The following is a 21,151-nucleotide window of genomic DNA, read 5'->3' as shown; positions in this document are numbered from 1 at the left end:
CCGGTCCGCCCGTCCCCTCGCGGAGGCCTCAGGGGGTCCGGGTGAGGAGGGCGCCTCTCGGCTCGCTGAACTCGCCGTCCGCGTAGATACGCTCGCCGCGCAGCCAGGTGGACCGCACGACGCCGTGCAGGGTCCGGCCCGCGTACGCCGTGACGCGGTTGCGGTGCTGGAGGGCCGCCGGGTCCACGGTGAACGTCTCGTCGGGTGCGAGGACCGCGAAGTCGGCGTCACGGCCGGGTTCGATGGCGCCCTTGCGGTCCAGCCCGGCGAGCGCCGCGGTGCGCTCCGCCATCCAGCGGGCCACGTCCTCCAGGCCGTGACCGCGCCGGCGTGCCTGCGTCCACACCGCCGCCAGGCTGAGCTGGAGGCCCGAGACACCGCCCCAGGCCGTGGCGAAGTCGGCGGTCTTCAGGTCGGCCGTGGACGGCGAGTGGTCGGTGACCACACAGTCGATCGTGCCGTCCGCCAGCGCCCTCCACAGCAGGTCCTGGTTGGCGGCCTCACGGATGGGCGGACAGCACTTGAACTCGCTCGCCCCGTCCGGGACCTCCTCCGCGGCGAGGGTCAGGTAGTGCGGGCAGGTCTCCACGGTGATCCGCACCCCGTCGGCCTTGGCGGTGGCGATCAGCGGCAGCGCGTCACCGGAGGACAGGTGCAGCACGTGCACGCGCGCGTGGAGGCGTCTCGCCTCCGCTATGAGGTGCGCTATCGCGGTGTCCTCGGCGTGTCGCGGGCGGGAGGCGAGAAAGTCCGCATAGCGGGGGCCGCCGCGCTGCGGTGCGGCGGCCAGGTGGTGCGGGTCCTCGGCGTGCACGATCAGCAGCCCGCCGAACGCGGCGATCCGGGTCAGCGAACGGGCGAGACCGTCCCGGTCGAGGTGCGGGAACTCGTCCACACCGGACGGCGCCAGGAACGCCTTGAAGCCGAAGACCCCGGCCTCGTGCAGCGGCCGCAGGTCCGTCAGATTGCCGGGCAGGGCGCCGCCCCAGAAACCGACGTCGATGTGCGCCCTGCCCGCGGCGACCGCCTGCTTGGTGCGGAGGTGGGCGACGGTGGTGGTCGGCGGCAGGGAGTTGAGCGGCATGTCGATCAGGGTGGTGACGCCTCCTGCCGCCGCCGCGCGCGTGGCGGTCCAGAAGCCCTCCCACTCGGTGCGGCCGGGGTCGTTCACGTGCACGTGCGTGTCGACGAGGCCGGGCATCAGGACGTCGTCACCGAAGTCCTCCACGCGCGCGCGGAAGCTGTGCGCCACCGGCGTGTCGTACGGCAGTACGGCTGTGATCCGCCCCTCGGCGACCGCGACCGAGGCGGCGCGCATGCCGTCGGGCGTGACGACGCGGGTCGACCGCAGGATCAGCTCCACCGGACCTGCGGGTCCGACCGGTTCCACGGACTTCATCGGCTCCCCCGTTCCTTCCGTCACAGCCGGGAAACGCGTTTTACTTCCACGTAACGGAATTCAACTTCCTGTTGAAGGAACCAGGAGTCTTCATCTCCGCCCCGGAGGCCGTCAAGAGCCCCTCCCACCCGCTCCGCGCCCCTCCTCTCCACCCTGCGCCTCCCGTCAGCACCATGGATTTTTCCTCTCATCGGAAGGAGAATTCCGTCAGGCAGAAGACTCTCCCGCACCGCCACGGAATCGAACGCCCGCCGGGTACGCTGCTGCCCTTCACGCCAGTCGCGAAAGGAACGCGTCGTGCCGTCGTCCAGCGCCCCCTCCCCCGGCTCAGCCAAGTCCGTGAGCGGTGGGGTCCAGTCCCTCGAGCGCGCCTTCGACCTGCTCGAGCGGATGGCGGACGCGGGCGGCGAGGTCGGCCTGAGCGAACTGGCCGGCAGCACCGGGCTGCCGCTGCCCACCATCCACCGTCTGATGCGCACGCTGGTCGCCTGCGGTTACGTACGCCAGCAGGCCAACCGCCGCTACGCGCTCGGCCCCCGGCTGATCCGCCTCGGCGAGTCGGCGTCCCGGCTGCTCGGCACCTGGGCCCGCCCCCATCTCGCCCGGCTCGTCGAGGAGACCGGCGAGACCGCGAACATGGCCCTGCTGGACGGGGACGAGGTCGTCTACGTCGCCCAGGTGCCGTCCAAGCACTCGATGCGGATGTTCACCGAGGTGGGACGGCGTGTCCTGCCGCACTCCACGGGCGTCGGCAAGGCCCTGCTCGCCGACGCTCCGGACGACGAGGTGCGCGCCCTGCTCTCCCGCACCGGGATGCCCGCCGCCACCGAGAAGACGATCACCACACCGGACGGCTTCCTCGCCGCGCTGGGTGAGGTGCGCCGGCTCGGGTACGCCGTCGACGACAACGAGCAGGAGATGGGCGTGCGGTGCCTCGCGGTGTCCGTGCCGGACTCCCCCACCCCCGCCGCGATCTCCATCTCGGGACCGGCGGGCCGGGTCACGGAGCAGGCCATGGAGCGGATCGTGCCGGTACTGCAACAGGTGGCGGACGACCTGACACAGGCGCTGACGGGCGCGAACGGCTGAGACGGTGGGCCCGGCGGGAAGCCGGCGGGGCGGCATCCGCCGACCGTCCGGCCCCGTCACCTCCGCCGCACGTCAACTGCGGGGCGGCCCGCCGAACAGGTCCACCGCGGCGCGCACGTCCGACAGTCCTCGTGACAGCGCGCTGACCGAGCCGATGGCACCGGCGATCAGCAGCAACGAACTCCGCAGACGCGGGATCTCAGGGCTGCCGCCCGCCGTCATGGCGGCCAGCGCGGCGAGTTCGTCCTCGGCGATCACCCGATCGGGGAACTCCGCTGGATGCGCGGCCAGTTCACGGCGTAACCGGGACACGGCGGTACGCAGTCCCGCCACTCTCGGATCCTCGTCGCTGCCGGCCACCGGTCTCTGTCCCATGCTCCGCAACACAGCGCTCCCCCCTCGCACACCGCGGTGCGCCTGACGTCGGTACTCCCACCCCGTCCCCGTGGCGCTGGTCAGGCACCGGGGGACGCGGGTCAGTAAACGCCACCCGATGCACCGGACGCCACTCCGCGGACCGAAAACGAACCCATGAAGCGGATCCGGTCGGCTTCCGATCAGGTATGCAGAAACCTATGACCAAGAACGAAAGCCCCGCCCCCGTCCCCACCCCCGTCCCCGTCCCCGCCTCCACCACCGCCCCCATCACCGGACTGCTGCTCGCCGCCGGAGGCGGACGGCGGCTCGGCGGGCGCCCCAAGGCGCTGCTGGAGCACCGCGGCCGGCCGCTCGTCGAGCACGCGGTCGGAGTGCTGCGGGCGGCGGGCTGCGACCGCGTCCACGTCGTCCTGGGGGCGGACGCCGGTGCCGTACGGGAGCGGGCGGAGCTGACCGGCTGCGTGCTCGTCGAGAACCCGGACTGGGAGCGGGGCATGGGGTCCTCCCTGCGGGCCGGACTGGCCTCGCTCGCCGGGACGGGAACGCGGGCCGCACTGGTGTCACTGGTGGACCAGCCCGGCATCGGGGCGGCGGCGGTACGGCGGGTGTGCGCGGCGTACGAGGGCGGGGAGTCACTGGTCTCCGCGGTCTACGACGGGACGCGCGGCCATCCGGTGCTGCTCGGGTCGGCCCACTGGGCGGGGATCGCGGCGAGTGCGAGCGGGGACCGCGGGGCACGTGCCTATCTGAAGGCGCACGGCGACGCGCTGCGGCTCGTCGAGTGCGGGGACGTGGCGCGCCCGTACGACATCGACACGGCGGAGGATCTGGCCCGGTACCTGGAGTGAGCCGGCTGCGGCCGGCTCGTCCGGCGGCGTTGAAATTCCACGATGAGGAATCTATCGTCCACTCTTCAGAAGTGTCTCCGGGTGAAGGAAGTGACCGCTCATGTCCGCACCAGCGTCGCCGTCCGAGCAGCCCGGGCCGTCGTCCCCGGCGGGTGTCGTCGTGGCCGCCGCGGCACTGACCCGTCAGCAGGAGGTCCTGACCGGCGCGGCGCTCGACTTCGTCGCCGCGCTGCACCGCCGGTTCACCCCGCGCCGCGACGAACTGCTCACCCGCCGGACGGAGCGCCGCGCCGAGATCGCCCGCACCTCCCGGCTGGACTTCCTCCCGGAGACCGCCGCGGTCCGCGCCGACGGCTCCTGGCGGGTGGCCCCCGCGCCCCCGGCCCTGGAGGACCGGCGTGTCGAGATCACCGGTCCCACCGACCGCAAGATGACGGTCAACGCCCTCAACTCGGGTGCCCGGATCTGGCTCGCGGACTTCGAGGACGCCTCCGCGCCCACCTGGGAGAACGTGGTCCTGGGCCAGCTCAACCTGATGGACGCCTACGCGCGGCGGATCGACTTCACGGACGCCGTGTCCGGCAAGACCTACGCCCTGCGGCCCGACGAGGAGCTCGCGACGGTCGTCATGCGTCCGCGCGGCTGGCACCTGGACGAGCGTCACCTGCTGGTCGACGGAGAGCAGGTGCCCGGCGCGTTCGTGGACTTCGGCCTCTACTTCTTCCACAACGCACGGCGTCTGCTGGACCTCGGCAAGGGCCCCTACTTCTACCTCCCCAAGACGGAGTCGCACCTGGAGGCCCGCCTCTGGAACGACGTGTTCGTCTTCGCTCAGGACCGTCTCGGCGTCCCGCAGGGCACCGTACGGGCCACGGTCCTCATCGAGACGATCACCGCGGCGTACGAGATGGAGGAGATCCTCTACGAACTCCGCGACCACGCCTCGGGGCTGAACGCGGGACGCTGGGACTATCTCTTCTCCATCGTCAAGAACTTCCGTGACGGCGGAGCCAGGTTCGTCCTGCCTGACCGCAACGCGGTCACGATGACGGCACCGTTCATGCGCGCGTACACCGAACTCCTCGTCCGCACCTGCCACAAGCGCGGCGCGCACGCCATCGGCGGCATGGCGGCGTTCATCCCGTCCCGCCGGGACGCCGAGGTCAACCGGGTCGCGTTCGAGAAGGTCCGCGCCGACAAGGACCGCGAGGCGGACGACGGTTTCGACGGTTCCTGGGTCGCCCATCCCGACCTGGTGCCGATCGCCGAGGAGTCCTTCGACCGGGTGCTCGGCGACCGGCCGAACCAGAAGGACCGGCTGCGCGAGGACGTCGACGTCAAGGCGGACGACCTGCTCGCGGTCGACTCCCTGGACGCCAGGCCGACCTACGCGGGTCTCGTCAACGCCGTTCAGGTCGGCATCCGTTACATCGAGGCGTGGCTGCGCGGCTTCGGCGCCGTCGCCATCTTCGGCCTCATGGAGGACGCGGCCACGGCGGAGATCTCCCGCTCGCAGATCTGGCAGTGGATCGACGCGGGCGTCGTCCTCGACAACGGCGAGCGGGTCACCGCGGACCTGGCCCGCCGGGTCGCGGCCGGCGAACTCACGGCCCTGCGCGCCGAGCTGGGTGACGAGGACTTCGCGGCGGGCCACTGGCAACAGGCCCACGACCTGCTCCTGAAGGTGGCGCTGGACGAGGACTACGCCGACTTCCTCACCCTGCCCGCGTACGAGCAGTTGGAGGGCTGAACGCTCCGGCCCACGGGGCCGGACTTCCCCGTCACCGGCACGGGTCCGTCATCGCACGTGCGCGGACCAGTCCTGCTCGGCGGCCGGTTCGCCGTGCAGGTCCGGGACCTGCTTGAGCCAGCCGGGCCGTCCGCGCCGGGTGCGCGCCGCGCGGTCGGCCTCCTCGGCGGCGATCCGGTCACGGCTCGGGAAGTCGGTGGGCAGCCAGGCCGCGGACGTCCGGGCGCGGGCGGCGAGGTAGCCGACGTACGCCTCGCGCAGCGCGTCCGGGCCCGCGAAACCGGGTTCACCGGTGAGCCAGGCGTCCGGCACCTCGGCGAGGATGCGGCGCAGCAGGTCCTCGGTGACGCGGGGCGCGAGTTCGGCGTCGGCGGTGCGCGTGTCGGGGCCGTAGGGGCCGAGGGCGTGGTGCCGGAAGTCGTACGCCTTCGCGGGCTCGGAGGTGTCCCAGCGGTGGTGGAAGACGAGGGCCGCGCCGTGGTCGATGAGCCACAGGCGCGGGGGCACGGTCCCGAACGTCGGCCAGATCATCAGATTGGAGCTGTGGACGGTCCGGTCGACGTTGGCGGTGAGCGCGTCCAGCCAGACGATCCTCCCCGCTTCCAGCGGGTCCACGCGGAAGGTGCCGGCGACCTCGGCGGTGAAGTCCTTCGCGCCCGGCAGGTAGTCCATGCCGAGGTTGAGTCCGTGGCTCGCGTCGAGCAGGTCGCGCACCTCCTGGTGCGGCTCGTGGGCGCCGAGCGCGGGATCGAAGTGGACCAGCACCAGCTCCGGGAAGCGCAGCCCCAGCGCCCGCGCCAGCTCCCCCACGATCACCTCGGCGACCAGCGCCTTGTGCCCCTGCGCGGCCCCGGTGAACTTCACGACGTAGGTGCCGAGGTCGTCGGCCTCGACGACTCCGGGGACGGAGCCGCCGGAGTGCAGGGGCTCGACGTAGCGGGTCGCGGTGACCTGTTTCAGCATCTTCCAAAACCCCATAGACAGCTTGCCTTACATTCCATGGTCGGCTTCAACACGATACAGCCAGGAAAATCTCCCTGATCAGCTCTGGGAGAATCTGGGGAGTTCCGACTGGCATCCTCATCTTCCTCCCTCCAGGAGCCTGTCGATGGCGGTGGGGCCTGTGCTTCCGACTTCTGGCATGAAGTGCGCATAGTAACCAAGCGTGACAGCCGGAGGCGAGTGCCCGAGCCATCTCGTCCCCGGCACCACGGGCTCTCCCGCCTCCAGCATGATCGAAGCGTAGGCACGCCGCAGCACGTAGAAACCGTCCTTCGGCGCCGCCTCCCACTGTTACTCCTTTGCGCACCTCAGGCGCGCCGGAATGACGCCAGCCTTGGCCAGCGTCGCTTTCCAGTTGTAGGTGTTCCATGTGTTCACCGCCATGGCGTTGCCGAAGCGCCTGGTGAGCAGCAGGGGAAAGCTCACCCCGGCATCATCAACGATCTGGGCAGCTACAGAACCTGATCAAGCTCTGGGCTCCCCGGCGTGCGTTCACTGGAACAGACTCCCAGGAGGGCGCGGCGTGGAGAACGCCGCATCCCTGGAAGCCCGTTGCTGTCTCGTTCTCGGACGATCCTTGAGTCGGTGGATCGTTACGGACCCAACGTCCCGCGCCTACGTGGAGGCCCAGTCGGTCATCCGGATCAGATCCACCACCACGTCAGGCGGAGCAGACCCCATCCCCCCAGTGCCATGAGGACCGCGGTCGCGAGCGACGCCGTCCACACGTATCGCGGCCTGAGCTCCGGGGGCTCCCCGGAGTCGGGAGCCACGCAGGGTTCGAGGCACAGGAAGGTGAAGAACCCGAAGCCGGTGACCAAGCAGACGCTGAACCACACGCCACGGTTCTTCACCCGCTGGTACCTGCGCGGCAACGCGTAGGCAGCGGTAAGCACGGCCAGGCCCACGCCGAGTGCGGTCCAGTGCGGGAAGACAGACCGGAGGAAGAGCGGATAACTCACGGGCAGAACAGTGTCCAGGAACCCTGGTTCGTACTGCTCCTGCCGGTTCCGGAACGGGAGATCCTCGACCCGCTTGCCCACTTGGGCGGCGATCTCCCGCTCCACGGCATCGACCCCGTCGCCGCCGAGCTCACCGGGTACCCGCAGCTCGCGGTAGACCAGTGGGGCCGTCTCCCAGAACAGATTCACCCCGTTGTCGTTGTACCCGATCTCAACCGCGGGGGGACTGCCCGACCGGAGGGCCTTCACCAGGTCCTCCTGTGCGGTCGGGATCGGGAACTCCTGGAACAGCCAAGCTACGTAGGACACGACCAGGAGCGACAGCGCGACGAGCCGTGCAGTCCTGGCCAGCACCACGGCGGGCTTGACTGGCGGCCTGAACCGTCCGGCGGTGCCGGTATCAACGGACATGTACCGTCACCGTCCCGTAGAATTCCTGCGCGATGCTGGAGAAGGCATGACCAGACGGAATGTCCCCCACGAAGGGAATGTGGGTCAGTGAGGCCACTCCGGTCTTGTTGTACGAAGCGAAGGCGACAGTGAAGGAGTGGTCTCTCTTCGACTGGGCGATCACCTGGTACTCGATATTGTAGCTGCCGAGGAAGGCTGCGGGAGTCTCGCTTCCCACGCCGCCGTCCGTGGTCATACCGAGCAGGTCCTTGCCGATGTTCGACTTCGCGTCCGTGTGGTCCGCGTTGCCTCCGAGTTCACCCGCCGGAGCGTCAAAGTCGGCACCGATAATCTTCTTGGCCAGGTCCGCCACGATGTCCTGGTGGGACTTGTCCAGCATGAGCTGCTGGGTCAGCGGACTTCCGCTGTCGAAGGGGATATTGTTCACATCGCCCTTTCCGTCGGCCCACAGGGCCAGGAGGTCCTGCCAGCTGAGCTGCGGGGACTGACCGCTGAGGTAGTTACACGCGGCGGCCTCACCGCTGTTGACCGAGTTGCCCGCAGTGCAGGGATGGGTGTTACCGGCGGTGGCCAGGATGTACTTACGTAGCTGGATGGCCAGCTCCTTGTGAATGCCGGACTTCTCGCTGCTGACAAGGGAGTTCAACGCCTGGATACAGCTGCGGTTGCATCCGCCGCCACCCGAGGAGGTGCCACCGCCGGACCCGTTGCCGTGTGACGTACCGGTGGTGCCGCTTCCGCCACCGCCGCCGTTGTAGGACCGCTCCCGCTCGGGGTGGTACGTGGAGTCCTTGGTCGGAACGCCGTTCTGACAATGGGTGTAGATGCCCTCCATGCACTCGGGCGTTCCCATGCCCGAGGGGTCGGAGAGGGTGAGCGGGTTGTTCTGGCTGTAGCCGTAGCCATTCAGGCTCTGGTGCTTGTTGGTCTCCAGGAGCGGGTCGACGCTGATGAACTGACCGATGGCGGGGTCATATTCACGGGCGCCGACGTGGGTGAGACCGGTGGTGGCGTCACTGGTCTTGCCGAGGAAACCCTTGTCGTCGGGCCAGGAGCCGCCCAGGGGGGTGCCTCGGTCGGCGCCGAACGGGGTGGTGTAGCGCTTGGTGAAGGCCTGGTCGGTATCCGAGCCGATCGCCAGGTAGGAGGTGCCCTGGTGGTCACCGGTGAGGTAGGTGAGCTTGTTGGTGCCCGATTCGTTCGAGCGCACGGCGGCGGTCGTGCCGCTCGCGCTGTAGTAGCGCTGCGCCCAGGTGGTGCCGTTGGCGCGCAGGTGGAGTTCGGTGGCGCCGGCGTACAGGACGCGTTCGCCGTTCTGCGTGGCGCGGATGAGCAGGCTGCCGTCGGCCCCGTAGATGTAGTCGGTCGACGTCGTGCTCTCGGTGAGCTTGCTCAGCTTGCCTTCGGGAGACCAGGTCAGTGCCTGGGTCGCCGTCTTGCCCGGGCGGTGCCAGGAGTTGCCGTTCTTGTAGTAGTCGTAGGAACGGTTCGGGTCGGTGCAGTCGGCCTTGGTCGAGGTGCCGGTCAGGGTGTGCGGCTGCTGGGTGTTGGTGTAGCAGTACGTGGTGGTCGTGTCCCCGGTGCTGCGGTGGACCGTCTCACTGGCACGCTGGCCGGCGGCCCCATAGGTGTAGCCGGTCCAGTAGGGGGCCGGTCCCGACAGGCTGGAACTGCTCCTGGGGTCGGAGCACTTCTGCGAGGCGGGGGTCCACGCCTCGGTCAGGCGCTGGTGTCCGTCGTAGGCGAAGCACTGGACATCGGTGCCGCTGGTGCCGCCGAGGGTCGTGGGGTCGCTGACGGCGGTGACGTTTCCGGCTCCGCGCTCCGAGGGGATTGACAGTGCTCTTTTCCCCAGGCGCAGCAACACCGCCCGCCTTGCTCTACCAGGAGCCGCGTCCTGGGGAGAATCTGGGGAGTATGGGCGGCACTGGGGAGCGCCTGGGGAGAACCGGCTATGTTAGGCGGCATAAGCCTGAAAGACCCTGAAAGACGCATCACCACAGGTCAGAGGCGACGATTCCAGCATCACCGCAGGTCAGCGCCAGCAGCTAGACGACTTCACGACGTAGGTGCCGAGGTCGTCGGCCTCGACGACTCCGGGGACGGAGCCGCCGGAGTGCAGGGGGGTCACATACCGGACAGCGGTCACATCGCGCAGCACACCGGCCAGGGTACGGGAGAACGCGGACCCGGTTCCCGGCGTTTCCCGGGGCCTCAGGTGCTCAGCGTGCTCCCAGCGGATTCGGCACCCCCAGGTACCGCGCGTCGGCGCCGTCGGCTCCCGTCCACCGCAGCAGCAGGTTGGTCTTCCCCGGGAGCGCCTCGCCGCCGAGCAGCCCGGCCGTCTCGGGCAGGTCGTCGCGCCGGGCCAGTTCCCGGCGTGCCGCGGGCCACGGATCGAACCCGGGATGCCGCTCCGCCAGTACCCCCGCAATCTCCATCAGGTTGTTGACCACGAGGCAGTACACCAGCCGCTCCCACCCCGCCGCCCGGGTCACGTCCCCCAGCAGCTTCACGCCCTCGGCGTCGCGGAACAGGGCCCGCACCGGCAGGCCGTCGCCGTCCACCGCGATCAGGGTGTTCTGGAGGTGCGCCTCGAGCACGACACCGTGCTCGGCGAAGGCCGCGAGGACGGGCGGGACGACCTGCCGGAGATACGCCTGCCACCAGACGTCCGCCGCCGCCCGGCCCTCCACCGCCCGGCCACCGCCGTCCAGCGGGCTGCCGTCCTCCAGCGGGCTGCCGTCGAATCCCTCCGCGAGCCCCGCCGCCAGCAGCGGTGTCGCGCCGGGCGGCAGATGGGCGCGCAGCCCGTCGCGGACCACGACGGCGAGTTCCTCGAAGGCGAACGCCGCGGTGCGGTAGCCGCGGTCGCTGAGCCAGGCGGCGGGCCGCGCGTCAGGGGCGCCGGGAGTACCGGGGGTGCGGGAGGTACCGGGGGTGCCGAGAGCGGCAGCGGCGGCGGCGTCCGTGCGGCGCAGTCTCAGCAGGTCGTGGCGCCACAGCCGCCGTACGTCGTTGGTGATGCGCACATCGAGGCTGAACTTCAGGAACAGGTCGTCGCGGGGCGCGTACACCGTGCGGACGGCCGCCGTCGGCCACACGGGGGAGGCCGTCGTACCCAGGCGGACGAGCCGGCCGTCGGCGAACGCGGCTGCCAGCCCGCGGGCGGCGAGGTCGAGCTGCCAGGGGTGGGCGGGCAGCAGCCGGTAGCCCGGCGGGGCGCCGCCGAGCGTGTCCAGGGCCGAGGTGTCACCCTCCTCCCGCACCGTGTCCTCGCGCACCGCGAGCAGCACCAGCGGGAAACGGGCGTGCGCCTCGGGCGCGTACGGCAGCCACGCGGCGACCGGACCGCCGCCGCGGGCCTTGGGCGCGGGGTGGTAGGGATGGCCGGTGATCAGCGACTGCTCGGAGCGCAGATACGGATCCTCGGGTGCCGTGGCGCGCGCCCGCGCGGTGAGCAGCGCGGCCACCGCGTACCGGCTGTCGATCATCTCGGCCGGCAGTTCGTCGTTGCCGGTCCCGGTGTGCCGGTGCAGTTCCTCCGCGACCAGTTTCACCAGCTCCGGATGCCCGACGCGCCGCCAGGCGCCGGCCGCGTGCACCTCGGGCTCGGCGGGCCGCCGGCCGTCACGGACGCGCAGCAGCCGGCCGCTGCCCGGGAGCCGGTACGTGCGGCGGCCGGGTCCGCGGTCCGTGCCCTGTTCGTCCTCGTCACGAAGCGGCTCGGCGATCTCCCTGATCAGGCAGTTGAGCAGCGGCGCGGTCGCGTACGCGTCGGCGCGTGCCGCGACGGCGCCGCCGGAGGGCAGGGTGTGGGGGCGGTTCATGCGTTCCCTACGTCCGCGTGATGCGATCACGATCAGTATGTCTCCCGACGCCGGTCGCCGTGACCGTCGTGTGACCGACCCAGGAGCCGACCGTGCGCCGTTTCCCCACCGCCGAGGCCGAGGTGGCCGAAGAGCTGGCCGCCGTACGGCCCGGTCTCGTGAACCGGTACGCCGCCGAGCTGCCCGGCGCGCGGGCGGCGGTGCTGTCGAGGCTGTGGCGGGCGCTGGCGTACGAGCCGCTGCCGTGGATCACGGGACGGTCGTACGACGGCGGTGAGCTGGTCCTCACGCTTCCCGGTGGCCGTCGGCTGCGCGGGCCGGGGGCCGATCCGTACGCCACCGGGGTCCCTGTCGATGTCGTCCACCTGGACTCGGTGGCCTACGACGAGCCGGCTCGCCTGACGGCGGACCTCGGGGTGCCGTACGGCCGTGACTTCGCCGACGAACTGGCGGACAGCACGGTGTCGTTGGCGCTGTCCCGCGCCGATCAGCCGGACGTCCCGCAGACCCCTCGGTCGGAATGGGAGGGGGAGCAGAGTGTCGTGGACGGGCATCCCTTCCACCCCGGCTGCCGCTGTCGGCCGGGTTTCTCGGTCGCGGAGCAATTCGCGTACGGCCCCGAGCACCGGCCGGTGGTACGGCTGGGGGTGATCGCGGTGGCGGCGGAGCAGTGCCTGGTGTCGGGGACCTGGCCGACGGAACTGCGGGACGGGGAAAGGTTGTTGATCCCAGTGCATCCCTGGCAGGCGGCGCACGTCCTCAAGCAGGTCGGCCTCACCGGCCCGGCGGGACGCACCGGGTATGTCCTCGACGCGCATCCGTTGATGTCCCTGCGCACCCTCGCCCTCGCCGGCGACCCGCACCACACGCACGTCAAGACCGCGCTCAGTACCCGCCTCACCTCCTCCGTGCGGGACATCTCGGTCGGCTCCGTACGGGCGTCGGCCGCTCTCTCGGCCTTCGCGGAGACGCTGGCGCCGCACACGGCGGGCCTGTTGCACTTCACGCGCACCCTGGGCGCGGCCACGGACGGTTCGCCGGATCTCGCGGCGGTGCTGCGCGAGTCGCCGCAGTCGTACGCGGGCACGGGGGAACGTGTCCTGCCGGTGGCGGCCCTCGCCGCCACCCCGCTTCCCCGGTCCCCGTCGTGGCTCGCCGGGTTCACCCGGCTCGCGCTCACCGTCGGGCTGCGGCTGCTGGACCTGGGCGTGGCGCTGGAGGCACACGGCCAGAACCTGCTCGTGGTGCTGGACGAGGCCGACGCTCCGGTACGGCTGGTGTACCGCGACCTCGCCGACATCCGGGTCGGCCCCGCCCGGCTCTCCGCCCACGGGATCGCGGTTCCGGCGGAGTTGCCCGCGCGGATGGTCACGGACGAGGTGACGGCGCTGCGGCGCAAGCTGTTCGGCTCGCTGGTGGCGGGCGCGCTGGCCGGTACGGCGGGTTCGTCGGCCGTTCTGCGGACGGCGCTGGAGACGGCCGTACGGGATCTGCCGCGCACGCCGGATCTCACCGTGCTGCGCGAAGGGCCGCTGCCCGCAAAGGCGTTGACGCTGATGCGGATGTCAGGGGGAACGCCGGGTGACCGGTGGGCCGTCCTGCCCAACCCATTTGTCCCTCTGCCGTTTTGATGCCCGGCCCCTCGGGTCAATAGGATCCGCCGATGATCAGAACACAACGGCTGGCGGCCGGGGTCTGTGCCCTGCTCGCCGCCCTGACGGCAGGACTGGCCTTCCCGGCCCCGGCGGCCGCCGACGAGACGGACGCGCAGGCCTCCCCGAAGGTCGAACTGGTCCTGGACGTCAGCGGTTCCATGCGGGCCAGGGACATCGACGGCGGCACGCGGATGGCCGCGGCGAAACAGGCCTTCAACGAGGTGCTCGACGCGACGCCGCAGGAGGTCCAGCTCGGCATCCGTACGCTCGGCGCCAACTACCACGGCAACGACCGGAAGACGGGCTGCAAGGACACCGCGCAGCTGTACCCGGTCAGCACCCTGGACCGCACCGAGGCCAAGACGCAGGTGGCGACCCTGGTGCCGACCGGCTGGACACCGATCGGTCCCGCGCTGCTGAAGGCGGCCGACGACCTCGACGGCGGTGACGGCACCCGCCGTATCGTCCTGATCAGCGACGGCGAGGACACCTGCCAGCCGCTGGACCCGTGCGAGGTGGCACGGGAGATAGCCGCCAAGGGCATCGGGCTGACCATCGACACCCTCGGCCTGGTGCCGGACGCCAAGACCCGCGCCCAGCTGAGCTGTATCGCGGAGGCCACCGGCGGCACCTACACCTCCGTGCAGCACAAGGAGGAACTGAGCGACCGCGTAGGCCAGTTGGTGGACCGTGCGGCGGATCCGGTGGTGACGCCGGTCGCCGCCCAAGGCGCGAGCCAGTGTTCCCAGGCACCGGCCCTCACGTCGGGTCTCTACACCGACCGTGAGGAGTTCGGCCAGGAGCGCTGGTACAAGGTGGACGTCAAGCCCGGCCATGAGCTGCGGGCCTCGGTGAGCGTCGCGGACGACCGCGCCGTCGCCCCGGACTACGGGGTGCTGCTGCGGGCGGTCACGCTGCGCGGCCGGGAGATCGTGCGCGGCGAGGCCGCGGGCACCGGCCGGACGGACGTGATCTCCACGGGCCTTCGCTACCCGAAGGCGGACAGTGACGACGAGAACGCCCCGGCCGAGACGGTGTGTCTCCAGGTCACCAACTCCTTCTCCGCGGCCGCCGGGGTGAAGACCACCCCCGGTCTGCCGCTGGAACTGACCGTCGACGTGGTGGGCGGCCCGGACCAGGCGGGCGACGTGGCCTCCTTCGGCCTCGGGCGCGGCTGGTGGCTGCTCGGCGCGCTGGTGCTGACCGGCTTCGTCGCCGGTCTGCTGTGGGGCTGGGTGTCACGCTGGCGGGTCGCCGTCTGGAGGACGAACTGATGCGGATCACACGTGTGGTGAGCGCGGCGCTGCTGGCCGCGGGCATGGCGGTGGGCGTGACCGCCGGCCTGGCCGCGGGCCCCGCGGCGGCGGACTCCTCACCCTCGCCGAGCGCCTCGGGCGGCAGCGACGCGCCCACCCAGGCGGGTACGTCGTTCCGTACGGCGACCGAGATCGACCAGGGGCAGCAGGCCACGGCGAGCGGTTCCACCAGTGACTACATGTACTGGTCGTTCCCGGCCGACGCGGGCCGGCGCCCCACGGTGAAGGCCACGGTGAAGCTGCCGGACTCGCACGGCACCGAGACCTGGCAGGTGGACGTCTACGACGGTCTGCGGCGCCGCCAGGCCTGCCAGTACGGCGCTCAGACCCGCACCGCCGCCGCGGGCACCGGCACCGTCGAACTGGCCTGTGTGCTGCGGACGGTGCGCGCCTGGTCGGAGCCGTGGGCCGACGACCCGCTGCCCGGCACGTACTACATCCGGCTGACGGCGCCGGCCTTCGGCTCGTCCGACCTCGGCAAGCCGATGAGCGCCAAGGTCGAGGTCGGCTCGAAGGACATCGGCGGCTCGGCGGCGGTGGACGGCTCGCTGGGGAAGCCGCTGGTGCCGGGTATCGCGGTCAAGTCGGCCGCCGATGACGGCGGTTCGTCGTCGGACTCGGTGAAGTCGGCGGTGCTGTCGAGCATCGAGCCCGACGGCGGCTGGTCGTCCGGCTGGTGGTCCGACCGCTGGATCTGGACGGGCGTGGGCGGCGTCCTGGCCGCCCTGGCGGGCATCGGCGGCTACGCGCTGACCCGCGGTTCGGGACGGCCGCGGCAGGTGCCGCCGAACGTCTGAGGCGACCGGTCGCTCCGAGAGACCGGTTGCCGCGGGTGGGGCCCGCCGCGTGGACACGCGGCGGGCCCCACCCGTGCCCCGTCTTCGCCCGCCCCCGATCGGACGCCGTTCCTCAGGCCTCCCGCAGCGCCTTGGCCAGCGGGCTCTCCCCGGTCACGGGGACCCGCCCGTCCCGTACGGCGTCCAGCAGGGCGACCTCGCCCCGGACGACGGCGGCACAGATCCCGGAGTCGAGCACGAGCCGTGCGTCGGGCTCGGCCGGCGCGGGCCCGGCACCGTAGACGGACTCCTCCCCGTCCCCCAGCCGGAGGTGGAAGTCCCCTTCCTCGGACCGCACTTCGACGACCCCGCCGTCGCCCGCGAGCCCGCCCTCACCGTCCGCACCGCCCGCGCCGCTCTCGCCGCCCTGCCGCAGCCCCCGCAGCAGCGGGAGCGCGAACCAGTGGGCGCGTACGGCGTCGGTGGGCCGCCGCTCCCCCAGTTCGGGCTCGCCCCACTTCCCCAGCGCCTCCAGCACGGGCTTGAGCTCCCGCCCACGCCGGGTGAGTTCGTAGACGAAGACGGCGGCGGGCGGGGCCAGACGCCGCCGGGCGGCGATTCCGTCCCGCTCCATGTCCTTCAGCCGCGAGGCGAGCATGTCCGTACTGACCCCCGGGAGATCCGCGTGCAGGTCCGTGTAGCGGCGCGGCCCGGCGAGCAGTTCCCGGACGATCAGCAGGGTCCAGCGGTCGCCGACGAGGTCGAGCGCACGGGCGGTGGAACAGTACTGGTCGTAGCTTCGGCGAGGTGGCATGCGACGCATTCTAGACGTGTCGTTGGACTTTCCAAGCTCAAGCTTGGTAAAACCAAGCATCACGAGTTCCCGGAGGGGCGCATGGAGTTCCGGCAGTCCAGCAAGCTCAGCGACGTCTGTTACGAGATCCGCGGCCCGGTGATCGAGCAGGCCGACGCACTGGAGGCGGCGGGGCACAGCGTGCTGCGCCTCAACACGGGCAACCCGGCGCTCTTCGGTTTCGAGGCGCCGGAGGAGATCCTCCAGGACATGATCCGCATGCTTCCGCAGGCACACGGCTACACGGACTCGCGCGGCATCCTGTCCGCCCGCCGGGCCGTGGCCCAGCGCTACCAGACGCTGGGTCTGGAGGTGGGCGTGGACGACGTCTTCCTCGGCAACGGCGTCTCGGAACTGGTCTCCATGGCCGTCCAGGCCCTGCTGGAGGACGGCGACGAGGTCCTCATCCCCGCCCCGGACTTCCCGCTGTGGACGGCGGTGACGACGCTGGCCGGCGGCAAGGCGGTCCACTACCTCTGCGACGAGCAGTCCGACTGGTACCCCGACCTGGACGACATGGCGTCGAAGATCACGGACCGCACCCGTGCCGTGGTGATCATCAACCCCAACAACCCCACCGGCGCGGTCTACCCGAAGGAGATCATCGAGGGCATCCTCGACCTCGCCAGGCGCCACGGCCTGATGGTCCTCGCCGACGAGATCTACGACCAGATCCTCTACGACGACGCCGTGCACCACTCGGTCGCCGCCCTCGCCCCCGACCTGGTCGTCCTCACCTTCTGCGGTCTGTCGAAGACGTACCGGGTGGCGGGCTTCCGCTCCGGCTGGCTGGTGGTCACGGGCCCGAAGCAGCACGCCAGGGACTACCTGGAGGGCCTCACCATGCTGGCCTCCATGCGGCTGTGCGCCAACGCCCCCGCCCAGTACGCCATCCAGGCCGCGCTCGGCGGCCGCCAGTCCATCAGGGAGCTGACCGCACCGGGCGGCCGGCTCGAGGACCAGCGCACCGTGGCCTGGGAGAAGCTCAACGAGATCCCCGGCGTGTCCTGCGTGAAGCCGAAGGGCGCGCTGTACGCGTTCCCCCGTATCGACCCCAAGGTCCACGCCATCCACGACGACGAGAAGTTCGTCCTGGACCTCCTGCTGCGCGAGAAGATCCAGGTGGTGCAGGGCACCGGCTTCAACTGGCCCGCCCCGGACCACTTCCGTATCCTCACCCTCCCCCACGCGGAGACCCTGGAGACGGCGATCGGCAGGATCGGCCGCTTCCTGAGCGGCTACCGCCAGTAGGCGCCGCCCGCCTCGCGGGCACCCGTTGTCAGACCCCGGTCGTAGTCTTCGGACTGTCGGGATCCGGGGAGGTGGAGACAGTGGTACGACCGCCGAGCGCCGCCCAGCGGCGGGTCATCGACGCCGCCGATCCCGTCACCGGGCGGCTGCGCGGCACCGAGGCGCAGCTCGCGGCCCTGGTGAAGCGGGGTCTCGCCTTCCGCCATCCCCGGCCGCCGCACGATCACTTCCTGACACCGGCGGGGCACCGGGTGCGGGAGGCCGTCCCCGAGGCGGTGCCGGCCGCGCCGCCGGACGGCGGCGGCTTCGCCGCGCGGGTCGGCGGCGAGCAGGACGCCGTGGCCGGTGGACCGCGGCGGACGCGGGAGGTGCGCGGTGCGTGGGAGGGCCTGCTGGAGCTGCGGCGGATGACCAACGCGGACGGGGCCACGGACCGGCCGTGCGGATGGGAGCGTACGCATCTCGTGCGGGCCGCCGCACTGGCCCTGGAGGCGGCGAGGCACCCGCCCGCCGGGCCCGGCGGCACGGACGGCTACCGGGTACGCGCCACCCCGCAGCCCGAGGCCGTCGCCGTCCGCACACCGGACGCGGAGGGACTGCGCGCCTGCGCCGCCACGCTGGAGCGGGCCGGCTGGCAGACCGGGGAGTACACCGAGCCGCGGTCGAGAGCGCGTTATCTCCTGGCGTCCCCCCGGCGGGTGTGAACGCGTGCCAGGATCGGAGGGCCGGTACGTCGTGCGCGAGAAGGGGAAGTCGTGAGTGAACCGTATTCCGTCCGTGTGACCGTCCGCGGTTACGAGACCGATGTGCAGGGTCACCTCAACCAGGCGGTGTACGTCAACTACGCCGAGCACGCCCGCTGGTCGATGCTCCAGGCCTACGGAGTGGGTCAGTCCCGCCTGATCGGCCACGGCGTGGGACCGGTGGCCCTGGAGACCACCATCCGCTACCGGCGCGAACTCCTCGCGGGCGACGAGGTCGACGTGACCTGCGCGTTCGAGTGGAGCGGCGGAAAGACGTTCCGCATCCGCCAGGAGATCCGCAAGACCTCCGACGGCACGGTGGCCGCCGAGATCACCGCGACCGGCGGCCTCCTCGACCTGAAGTCCCGCAAGCTGGTCACCGAACCCCGGGACATCTTCAAGCAACTGGCCAGCGACCTGACCCCGTTCGGCCTCCAGTGACCTGAGCCCGGTGGCCCGCCGGAACCTGGGGTTCCGGCGGGCCACCGGGCGGTCATCTCTCCTCCGGCCCCGGCGCGAACGGATCAGCCGAGGTAGGGATCCGTGCCCCAGCCCAGGCCCAGGACGTCGCTGTCCCGCAGCGCACCGGCGTACGCCTGTACCTCGTCCACATCACCGTGGAGGTACTCCCCCCAGCCGTCACCGACCTTGGCCCGGCCGATCTGCAGGGCTCCGCCGCTGTGCCAGCCGTCGGGGAGGCTCGTGGTCGCCTCGGCGTTCGTGTAGCCGTCCAGGTAGAGCTTGATCGTGTCGGTCCCGTCGTCGTAGACCACCGCGAGACGATGGCCCTGCCCCTCACCGCCGTCGGCACCCTCGATCTGGGACACCACCTTCTCGGGCGCCCCGGCCTCGTCCCTCTCCGGCATCACGAGCTGCCAGCGGTACGTGGACGGGTCGTAGCGCACCTTGAACGCGTCGGTGTGCTCACCGGCCTGCGAGAGCACGGTCATCGGCCGGGCCGGCTCGGAGTCCGCGAGGCGTACGACGACGCCGAGGGTGAAACTGTCCCCGGTGTCCACGACCGGCCCATCCGCGGCGGCGTACCCGGTCTCGCCGTCCAGGCTCAGATGCCCGTCGCCGACGAGGGCCGGCGGCACGTAGGCGCAGTCGGGGTCGATCTCCGGGATGCAGGAATCGTCAGAGCTGCGGTAGATCGAGGCTCCGGTGCCCAGCCGCAGCGGTGCACCGTCCGACTGCTCGGGGCTCACGCCGTCCACCGCGTTCTCCAGCGACCAGTGGCCGAGCAGCTTGGGCTTGCGCCATGCCAGTTCGGTCGCCTCGCCCGGCACCACGACCCGGTCGTGGACCTGTACGTCGCCGATGTCACCGTGCCACGGCTCACCGTAGCCGGAGGCCGTGCGGGCCCGTCCGATCTGGAAGGCGCCGTCCGTCCCGGCGGGAGTCGCCTCCACCGCGGTACCGACCTCATGACCGTTCACGTACAGCCGCGCACGGCCGGTCTCCGCGTCGTACAGCCCCAGCAGCTGGGCCCACTCCCCGGTCTCGGGCGCGCCACCGGACACCTGTGCGCCGCCGATCGCGAACGACCAGACGGGACCGGAGTCCTCGGCGCGCAGCCCGAGGCCGAAGCCGGGGGCGCCGTCCGCGTCCTGGCTGGCGACGGTCATGTCCCGGTCGGTTCCGGCGGGCCGTACCCAGGCACTGACGGCGAAGCTCTTGCCGGTGTCGGTGGCGGCGGTGTCCGTGGTGAGGAAGCCCTGGTCACTGCCGTCCAGGTTGGCCGTGGCGGTCTCCGTGGTGCGCGAGGGCGCGGGACCGCCGAAGGTCACACCGCTGCCGGCCCGAGCGCTCGTACCCGTCTCGGCGGAGGCCGAACCGGAGCCTGCCGGGTCGTCCAGCTTCCAGCGGGCCACCGGGGCACGCCCGGACTTCACCCTGAAGCCGTAGTACGACGGCCCGCTGATCCGGCCCGACCGGTCGACCGCTTGGACGCTCATCTGCTGGAACCCCGAGGTGAGCGGCAGGTACGGAACGGTCACGGCGGCACCCGGCCGCTCGGCGGAGACGGTCCCGAACGGGCCGCCGATGAATTCGTACTGGTACGACACCACGTCGTCGGAGGGCGAGTCCACGGTGAAGTGTCCGTAGACACCCACCCCGTCCGTCCAGAGCTCGTCGCCGGGGTATTCGGGCGAGCTGATCGCCGGCTTCTCGGGGCTCGTGTCGTCGTACACGAACGAGCAGACCGAGCCGTCGCCCTCGTCGCTCCAGGGGGAGGTCGCCTTGGTGTCGTTCGCGCGGACATGCCAGGAGATCACCGTGTTCGCCGGGATGCCGGACGGCATGCTCCAGTACTGGGTCGAACCCGAGTTCAAGGCGTAGGTGGTGGTGTAGGCACGGCGCTGTTCCACCCCTGCCGCATCCGTCCACCAGGCTTCGAACTCGCCCTTGACCGGGCTGGCCTCGGCAGGCTGATTGTCCTCCTCCGGGTCGTACAGCACGGCGCTGAGCCGGGGCGACTGCGAGACATACGGTGTGGCATCGCCGGTGGCGCAGGGCTTGCCCCCCGACTGGAGGTCGCGGACCAGCGGCTGGTTCGGCGGCAGATTGTCCACCGCGTGTGCCGTGCCGGCAGCTGTGGCCAGCAGTGCCACCACGCAGCTGCCCACAACCGTCCGTCTGCCTCTGGCCGTCTTTGCTGATCTGAGCAACTGACCCTCCCCTGTGCGCACATGAAGCCCGTGGATCACACGAGTCACCAGAAGCTAACAGAGACGACCGACAGCACCATCAGGATTTTGACAGCCGATCAGGTGTGGCCTCGGAGCTGTTCGACACCGGTCGGGTGGTGGGTGGTCCGCTGAGCCTGGCGGCGGTGTCGGCTCTCTCGGCGAGCCGTACCGGTGGGCTTCCGGCCCGGGGCGTGG

The 21,151-nt window shown here is 71.2% G+C and carries 18 protein-coding genes and 1 pseudogene; 9 read left to right on the top strand and 10 right to left on the bottom strand.

Annotated elements, in window-relative coordinates:
- Positions 1-28 precede the first annotated feature (28 nt).
- Positions 29-1,399: an allantoinase AllB gene (allB, locus tag ABZ862_RS01795; protein ID WP_360950518.1), complete on the bottom strand. Its 1,371-nt coding sequence runs from the start codon at positions 1,397-1,399 to the stop codon at positions 29-31.
- 297 nt (positions 1,400-1,696) lie between these two features.
- On the opposite strand from allB, the gene ABZ862_RS01790 reads away from it, so the two are divergent.
- On the top strand, positions 1,697-2,488 hold the full coding sequence (locus ABZ862_RS01790) for an IclR family transcriptional regulator (RefSeq protein ID WP_360950515.1): 792 nt from the start codon (positions 1,697-1,699) through the stop codon (positions 2,486-2,488).
- Between the two features lie 72 nt (positions 2,489-2,560).
- On the opposite strand, the gene ABZ862_RS01785 is transcribed toward ABZ862_RS01790, so the two are convergent.
- Positions 2,561-2,863, bottom strand: a complete 303-nt coding sequence (locus tag ABZ862_RS01785) for a DUF5955 family protein (RefSeq protein WP_360950512.1) — start codon at positions 2,861-2,863, stop codon at positions 2,561-2,563.
- A 200-nt stretch (positions 2,864-3,063) separates the two neighbouring features.
- Here ABZ862_RS01785 and ABZ862_RS01780 point away from each other — a divergent pair, with 200 nt between their 5' ends.
- Positions 3,064-3,714: a nucleotidyltransferase family protein gene (locus ABZ862_RS01780; RefSeq protein WP_360950509.1), complete on the top strand. Its 651-nt coding sequence runs from the start codon at positions 3,064-3,066 to the stop codon at positions 3,712-3,714.
- A gap of 100 nt (positions 3,715-3,814) precedes the next feature.
- Positions 3,815-5,464: a malate synthase A gene (aceB, locus tag ABZ862_RS01775; RefSeq protein ID WP_360950506.1), complete on the top strand. Its 1,650-nt coding sequence runs from the start codon at positions 3,815-3,817 to the stop codon at positions 5,462-5,464.
- Between the two features lie 48 nt (positions 5,465-5,512).
- Here aceB and ABZ862_RS01770 read toward each other — a convergent pair whose 3' ends face one another.
- From ABZ862_RS01770 to ABZ862_RS01745, 6 genes and pseudogenes are all read right to left on the bottom strand, one after another.
- On the bottom strand, positions 5,513-6,427 hold the full coding sequence (locus ABZ862_RS01770) for a HipA family kinase (RefSeq protein WP_360951394.1): 915 nt from the start codon (positions 6,425-6,427) through the stop codon (positions 5,513-5,515).
- A 330-nt stretch (positions 6,428-6,757) separates the two neighbouring features.
- Entirely contained in the window at positions 6,758-6,892 is a 135-nt protein-coding gene (locus ABZ862_RS01765; RefSeq protein WP_360950503.1) for a hypothetical protein, read from the bottom strand.
- A gap of 218 nt (positions 6,893-7,110) precedes the next feature.
- On the bottom strand, positions 7,111-7,839 hold the full coding sequence (locus tag ABZ862_RS01760) for a hypothetical protein (RefSeq protein ID WP_360950500.1): 729 nt from the start codon (positions 7,837-7,839) through the stop codon (positions 7,111-7,113).
- Between the two features lie 850 nt (positions 7,840-8,689).
- Positions 8,690-9,655: pseudogene (locus ABZ862_RS01755) on the bottom strand (RHS repeat-associated core domain-containing protein); the annotation flags it as partial.
- Between the two features lie 219 nt (positions 9,656-9,874).
- Positions 9,875-10,000: a hypothetical protein gene (locus ABZ862_RS01750; protein WP_360951449.1), complete on the bottom strand. Its 126-nt coding sequence runs from the start codon at positions 9,998-10,000 to the stop codon at positions 9,875-9,877.
- Positions 10,001-10,061: 61 nt separating this feature from the next.
- Positions 10,062-11,669 (bottom strand): IucA/IucC family protein, encoded by a 1,608-nt coding sequence (locus ABZ862_RS01745; RefSeq protein ID WP_360950497.1) that lies wholly within the window; start codon positions 11,667-11,669, stop codon positions 10,062-10,064.
- A 92-nt stretch (positions 11,670-11,761) separates the two neighbouring features.
- Between ABZ862_RS01745 and ABZ862_RS01740 the strand changes: the two genes are divergently transcribed.
- Genes ABZ862_RS01740 through ABZ862_RS01730 form a run of 3 tightly spaced genes read left to right on the top strand, consistent with a single transcriptional unit; the run spans position 11,762 to position 15,437 of the window.
- A complete protein-coding gene (locus tag ABZ862_RS01740) occupies positions 11,762-13,300 on the top strand; it encodes an IucA/IucC family protein (protein ID WP_360950494.1) in 1,539 nt (512 codons plus the stop codon).
- Positions 13,301-13,332: 32 nt separating this feature from the next.
- The gene (locus ABZ862_RS01735) at positions 13,333-14,598 is read left to right on the top strand and encodes a VWA domain-containing protein (RefSeq protein WP_360950491.1); all 1,266 of its coding nucleotides are present in this window, start codon (positions 13,333-13,335) and stop codon (positions 14,596-14,598) included.
- On the top strand, positions 14,598-15,437 hold the full coding sequence (locus tag ABZ862_RS01730) for a hypothetical protein (protein WP_360950488.1): 840 nt from the start codon (positions 14,598-14,600) through the stop codon (positions 15,435-15,437). Before ABZ862_RS01735 ends, ABZ862_RS01730 begins: the two co-directional genes overlap by 1 nt.
- Positions 15,438-15,549: 112 nt before the next feature.
- On the opposite strand, the gene ABZ862_RS01725 is transcribed toward ABZ862_RS01730, so the two are convergent.
- Complete coding sequence (locus ABZ862_RS01725) at positions 15,550-16,230, bottom strand: helix-turn-helix domain-containing protein (protein ID WP_360950485.1); 681 nt, start codon at positions 16,228-16,230, stop codon at positions 15,550-15,552.
- A gap of 81 nt (positions 16,231-16,311) precedes the next feature.
- Between ABZ862_RS01725 and ABZ862_RS01720 the strand changes: the two genes are divergently transcribed.
- From ABZ862_RS01720 to ABZ862_RS01710, 3 genes are all read left to right on the top strand, one after another.
- Positions 16,312-17,520, top strand: a complete 1,209-nt coding sequence (locus tag ABZ862_RS01720) for a pyridoxal phosphate-dependent aminotransferase (RefSeq protein ID WP_360950482.1) — start codon at positions 16,312-16,314, stop codon at positions 17,518-17,520.
- Positions 17,521-17,600: 80 nt separating this feature from the next.
- Positions 17,601-18,224: a hypothetical protein gene (locus tag ABZ862_RS01715; RefSeq protein WP_360950479.1), complete on the top strand. Its 624-nt coding sequence runs from the start codon at positions 17,601-17,603 to the stop codon at positions 18,222-18,224.
- A gap of 51 nt (positions 18,225-18,275) precedes the next feature.
- Complete coding sequence (locus ABZ862_RS01710; RefSeq protein WP_360950476.1) at positions 18,276-18,704, top strand: acyl-CoA thioesterase; 429 nt, start codon at positions 18,276-18,278, stop codon at positions 18,702-18,704.
- A gap of 83 nt (positions 18,705-18,787) precedes the next feature.
- Here the strand turns inward: ABZ862_RS01710 and ABZ862_RS01705 are convergent, their stop codons facing one another.
- The gene (locus tag ABZ862_RS01705; protein WP_360950473.1) at positions 18,788-20,881 is read right to left on the bottom strand and encodes a LamG domain-containing protein; all 2,094 of its coding nucleotides are present in this window, start codon (positions 20,879-20,881) and stop codon (positions 18,788-18,790) included.
- Positions 20,882-21,151: the final 270 nt, after the last annotated feature.

Source organism: Streptomyces sp. NPDC047000 (assembly GCF_040644295.1).
Lineage (GTDB): Bacteria > Actinomycetota > Actinomycetes > Streptomycetales > Streptomycetaceae > Streptomyces.
Note: the sequence above shows the minus strand (reverse complement) of the source record. Positions and strands in the feature narration are given on the sequence as shown.